The 6158-nt window shown below is 75.4% G+C and carries 1 protein-coding gene; it reads right to left on the bottom strand.

What is annotated here, in order from left to right:
- The coding region (locus ACZ6Y7_RS37835) for an SDR family NAD(P)-dependent oxidoreductase (RefSeq protein ID WP_465762525.1) at positions 1-6158 on the bottom strand (6158 nt) is incomplete at both ends.

Raw genomic sequence — 6158 nt, 5'->3', positions numbered from 1 at the left:
TCCGCTCACCGGCCGAGGCGGCCACAGCGCCCCGGGTGACGACCACCAACTGGGCCGCCTCCAGGAGCTCTTCGGCCAGCCAGTCCTGTGCCAGCTGCAGCGCCTCGCCGGTCGCCCGGCGGGCGGCCTCGGCCGCATCACCGCCGGCCTCGTCACCCGCCAAGGCCAGGACGATGCCAGGGGTGATCTGCCCCGCCTCGGTGGCATCGGCCACCTCGGCCAGATCGGCGAAGGAACGGACCGGCACACCGGCCGTGCCCAGCGCCTCGGCAAGGCCGAAGCGGTCGGCGCCGATCAGCGCCCACTCCCCGGCCGGGGCCTCGGCCCCGGCGATCGGCGACCACTCGACGGTGAACAGGGCATCCGCCACGGCCGGGCCGGAAGCCTGGAGCTGATCGGCCGCCACCGGGCGGGTGATCAGCGAGGCCACCGACACCACCGGAGCACCCATCGCGTCCGCCGCCGTCAGCGTCAAGCTGCCCTGAGCGTCCCGACGCAGCCGGGCCCGCAGAACGGAGGCACCGGTCGCGTGAAGCTCCACGCCCGTCCAGGCGAACGGCAGCCGCACCTGACCCGGCTCACCCTCCTCACCACCGCCGACCAGAGCGCTGGCGTGCAACACGCCGTCCAGCAGCGCCGGGTGGAGCCCGAACGCCCCCGCGTCAGCCGCCACGCCCTCGGGCAGCACCACTTCGGCGAAGAGGTCCTCGCCGCGGCGCCAGGCAGCCCGCAGCCCCCGGAACGCCGGACCGTAACCGTACGGTCCCTCGGCAGCGGCCTCGTACACGCCGCTGACGTCCACGACGGTGGCGCCGCGCGGAGGCCAGACCGCGAAGTCCTCCTCCGCCACGGCCGTTCCCTCGACGGGGGCGACCACACCGCTCGCGTGCTGTGTCCACTCCTGCTGCGCGTCGAGGCGGGAGAACACCTCGACCGCGCGCCGACCCTCACCGTCCGCCTCGGCCAGCGCCACCTGGACCTGGACACCGGAGCCGTCGGCGGGCAGGACGAGCGGTGCCTGCAGCGTCAGTTCCTCCAGCAGGCCGCAGCCGACCTGGTCCCCGGCACGCACGGCCAGCTCGACGAAGCCGGTGCCCGGCAGGAGCACCGCCCCGCCGATCGCGTGGTCGGCCAGCCACGGGTGCGTCCGCACGGACAGCCGCCCGGTGCACACCAGGCCCGCACCACCGGCCAGCTCGACCGCCGCACCCAGCAACGGGTGCCCGACCGCGCCCAGGCCCAGCGACACCGCGTCCCCACCGATGGCCGGTGCGGCAGCGCGCGGCCAGTAGCGCTCGTGCTGGAAGGCATAGGTCGGCAGCTCGATCCGCCCACCGGCCGGCAGGACGGACGTCCAGTCGACCGCCGCGCCGTGGACGAACGCCTCCGCGAGCGAGGTGACCAGGCGAGTCGTGCCGCCCTCGTCGCGGCGCAGGGTGCCGCAGACGGCCGCCGGCACGATACCGGGGCCGGCCTCCAGCGCGACCTCTTCGAGGGTGTCGTTCATCGCGCCCAGCAGCACCGGGTGCGGGGTGACCTCCACGAACAACTGGTGGCCCTGGCTCGCCAGGGTCCGGACCGCCCGGTCGTAGTGCACCGTCGCCCGCAGGCTGGCGTACCAGTAGGCGGCGTCCAGCTCCTCGCCCGTCAGGGTCTCCCCCGTCATCGCCGAGACCATCGGCACACGGCCACGCCGCGGGGCGATCCCGGCCAGGACGGAGGTGATCTCCTCCTCCAACCGGTCGACCTGGGCGGAGTGCGAGGCGTAGTCCACCGCGACCATCCGGGCGCGCACACCCTCCGCCTCGAACTCGGCCTTCAGCTCCTCCAGAGCCTCCGGGTCGCCGGAGACCACCACCGCCGACGGGCCGTTGACGGCCGCCAGCGACAGCCGCTCACCGAAACGGGCGATCCGCTCCTCCACCACGCCCGCGGGCCGGCTCACCGACAGCATCCCGCCCAGACCGGCCAGCACCTTCAGCGACTGCGAACGCAGCGCCACCACCCGGGCACCGTCCTCCAACGACAGCATCCCGGCCACCGTCGCCGCCGCGATCTCACCCTGCGAATGACCCACCACCGCATCCGGCGTCACACCCGCGGCCTCCCAGACGGCGGCGAGCGAGACCATCACCGCCCACAGCGCCGGCTGGACGACATCCGCCGCCTTCATCTCCGGCGCACCCGGCGCCCCGGCCAGCACCTCGTCCAACGACCAGTCCACATACGGCGCCAGCGCCGCCGCACACTCCGCCAACCGCGCCGCGAACACCGGACTCGACTCGGCGAGCTCCCGGCCCATACCGACCCACTGCGACCCCTGACCCGCGAACGCGAACACCGTCCGCGCACCCGGCCGCGCCACACCCGACACCACCGAACCCGACGGCACCCCGGCCGCCAGACTCTGCAGCCCGGACAGCAGCTCGCCGCCGTCCGTGCCCACCACCACCGCCCGGTGCTCGAACACCGACCGCGTCGTCGCCAACGACCACGCCACATCCGCCGGAGCCAGCTCCGGCCGCGCGGCCACCCAGTCGTACAGCCGCTCCGCCTGCCCGGCCAGCCCCTCGGCCGACCGGCCCGACACCAGCCACGCACCGGCCCCACCGGGCTCGACCACCTTGGCGACGTCGCCCTGGCCGTCGTTCCCGGCCTCGGCGGGCTCGGCGGCCGCGGGGGCCTCCTCCAGGATGACGTGCGCGTTGGTCCCGCTCAGGCCGAACGAGGACACGCCGGCTCGCCGCACCCGGCCGTTGACCGGCCAGGGCGTCGCCTCCGTCAGCAGCTCCACCTCACCGGCGGACCAGTCCACGTGCGGCGACGGCTCGTCGACGTGCAGGGTCTTCGGCAGCTGCTCGTGCTGCAGCGCCAGCACCATCTTGATCACACCGGCCACACCGGCCGCGGCCTGGGTGTGCCCGATGTTGGACTTCACCGACCCCAGCCGGAGCGGGCCGTGCTCGCCCCGGTCCCGGCCGTAGGTCGCCAGCAGCGCCTGCGCCTCGATCGGGTCGCCCAGCTTGGTGCCGGTGCCGTGCGCCTCGACCACGTCGACGTCGGCGGCCGTCAGTCCGGCGTTCGCCAGCGCCGCGCGGATCACCCGCTGCTGCGACGGCCCGTTCGGCGCCGTCAGACCGTTGGACGCGCCGTCCTGGTTGGTCGCACTGCCGCGCAGCACCGCGAGCACCTGGTGCCCGTTGCGCCGGGCGTCCGACAGCCGCTCCACGACGAGCACGCCCGCGCCCTCGGCGAAGCCCATGCCGTCCGCCTCGGCCGAGAAGGCCTTGCAGCGGCCGTCCTTCGCCAGGCCGCTCTGCTCGCTGAAGCCGACGAAGCCCTCGGGGCTCACCAGGATGGTGACACCGCCGGCCAGCGCCATCGAGCACTCGCCGGAGCGCAGCGCCTGGGCGGCCATGTGCATCGCCACCAGGGACGACGAGCAGGCCGTGTCGACCGTCACCGCCGGGCCTTCGAGCCCGAGCGCGTACGACACGCGGCCGGACAGCACGCTCGTCGCGTTGCCGGTGATGAGGTGGGCCATGCCCTCGATGTCCGCGCCGTAGCCGTAGCCGGAGGTGTAGCCGCCGACGAAGACGCCGGTCGCGCTGCCGCGCAGCGACTCCGGGTCGATGCCGGCCCGCTCCACCGCCTCCCAGGACAGCTCCAGCAGCAGGCGCTGCTGCGGGTCCATCGCCAGGGCCTCACGCGGGCTGATGCCGAAGAAGCCGGCGTCGAACCCGCTCATGTCCTGGACGAACCCGCCGGCCCGGACGTACGAGGAGTCGCCGAGGGCCTCCAGGTCCCAGCCGCGGTCGTCCGGGAAGCCGGAGATCCCGTCCCCGCCGGAGGCCAGCAGGGCCCACAGCCCGTCGGGGTCGACCACGCCGCCGGGGTAGCGGCAGGCCATGCCGACGATCGCGATCATGTCGTCGCCGGCGATCGTGGCGGGCACGGCCGCCGGCGCGTCGGCGCCGTCCGGCTGGGCGCCCAGCAGCTCCGCCTCCAGGTAGTCGGCCAGCGCGGCCGTGGTGGGGTAGTCGAACAGCAGGGTCGCGGGCAGCCGCAGGTCCGTGGCGGAGCTGAGGTCGTTGCGCAGCTCCACCGCGGTCAGGGAGTCGAAGCCGAGTTCGCTGAACGCGCGGTTGACCTCGACCGTGTCGGGCGAGGGGTGGCCGAGCACGTGCGCGGCCTTCGCCTGGACGAGTTCGGTCAGCACCCGGCGCTGCTCGGCCCGGCTCAGGCCGGCCAGGCGGCGCACCAGGTCCTGCTCGACCGGTGCGGCCGGGACCTCGGCCAGCATCGCGGCCAGCCGGTGGATCTCCGGCAGGTCCCGCATCAGGGGGACCTGCAGCAGGCTCGCCGCCGACTGCGGCGCCGCGAGGATGACGGACCAGTCGATGTTCGTCACCGTCAGCACGGTGTCGCGGCTGTCCAGCGCCTCGCCCAGCGCCCGGACCGCGAGCTCCGGGTCCATGACGCCTTCCCACTGGTTGCGGGCCAGGCGCTGCCGCGCCGCCTCGGAGCCCTGCGCCACACCGGCCGCCCACGGGCCCCACGCGACGGCGAGCGCGGCCAGGCCGCGGCTGCGCCGGTTCTCGGCGACGGCGTCCAGGTAGGCGTTCGCCGCCCCGTAGTTGGCCTGGCCGGGGCCGCCCGTGGTGGCCACCACGGAGGAGAACAGGACGAAGGCGTCCAGGTCCAGATCCGCGGTCAGCTCGTCCAGGTGGGCCGCGCCGGCGGCCTTGGCCGCGAGCACCGACTCCAGTCGCGCCGCCGAGAGGCCGTCGATCACGCCGTCGTCGAGCACCGCCGCCGTGTGCACCACCGTGCCGAGCGCGGGGCCGTTCACGGCGATCCGGTCCAGCAGCGCGGCCAGCTGGGACCGGTCGGCCGCGTCGCAGGCCACCACGTCCACCCCGGTCCCCCGGTTGGCCAGGTCGGCCGCCTGGGCGGCGACGCCGCGGGCGCCGGCGCCGGAGCGGCTGGTCAGCACCACGCGCTCGATCCCGCGTCCGGCGAGCCAGCGCGCCACGTACCCGCCGAGCGCACCGGTACCACCGGTGATCAGCGCGGTTCCGTTCCTCGGCCGCCAGGTGCCGGCCGCCGAGGGCCGGGGGGCGTGGGTCAGCCTGCGGCCCACGATCCCGGCCGGCCGCAGCGCGGCCTGGTTCTCGTCGCAGCCGGCCAGCACGGTCACGAGCTGCGAGCCGGTCCGCTCGTCCAGGACGGGCGGCAGGTCGATCAACCCGCCCCAGCGGTCCGGGAATTCGAGGCCGACGACGCGGCCGAAGCCCCACACCTGCGACTGCAGCGGGCGGGTCAGCACCTCGCTCGGGGCGGTGGCGACGGCGCCGCGGGTGACGATCCAGAGCGGTGCGAGGACCTCGGCGTCGCCGAGGGCCTGCACCAGGCCCAGCGTGGCGGCCAGGCCCACGGTCACCGCCGGGTGGGCGGGCAGGCGCGTCTCGTCGGTCGCGAGGAGCGACAGCACGCCGGACACCGCCGCGCCGCCGCCCTGCTGCGCCCCGTCGATCAGGGCGGCGATCCCGGCCCGGTCGACGGTCCCGGCCGGGACCTCGACGAACACGACCTCGGCCCCGCGGGAGGACAGCGCCGCCACGCAGCCCTGCGCCACCTCGCCGTCGATCTCCCCGGCGGGGAGGACGACCAGCCAGCGGCCCGAGAGGCGGGCGAGGCCGCCGGGCTCGGTCGCCGGTGACCAGGTCACGCGGTAGCGCCAGCCGTCGGTCACCGAGCGGTCGCGCTCGCGGCGGCGCCAGGACGCCAGCGCGGGCAGGATCTCGGCGAGTTGCTGCTGGTCCTCGATCGCCAGCGTGTCGGCGATGTGGACCAGGTCGCCGCCCTCGACGGCGGCCCAGAACTCGGCCTCGGCGGCCGTGCCCGAGCCGTCGCCGCCCGACGCGGGCGCGGGGACGTCGGCCGACTGGAGCCAGTACCGCTGGTGCTGGAAGGCGTAGGTCGGCAGGTCCACCTGACCGGCGGCGGGCAGGACGGTCTTCCAGTCGACGGGCAGACCACCGACGTGGGCCTGCGCGAACACGGTGAGGAGCCGGGCGGCGCCCGCGTTGTCGCGCTCCAGCGTGCCCACCGTCAGGACGTCGGCGATCCCGGCGTCCTCGGCGGTCTCGGTGACG

It is taken from the genome of Kitasatospora sp. NPDC053308 (assembly GCF_055585785.1).
This window is presented reverse-complemented; position numbering and strand designations above follow the sequence as displayed.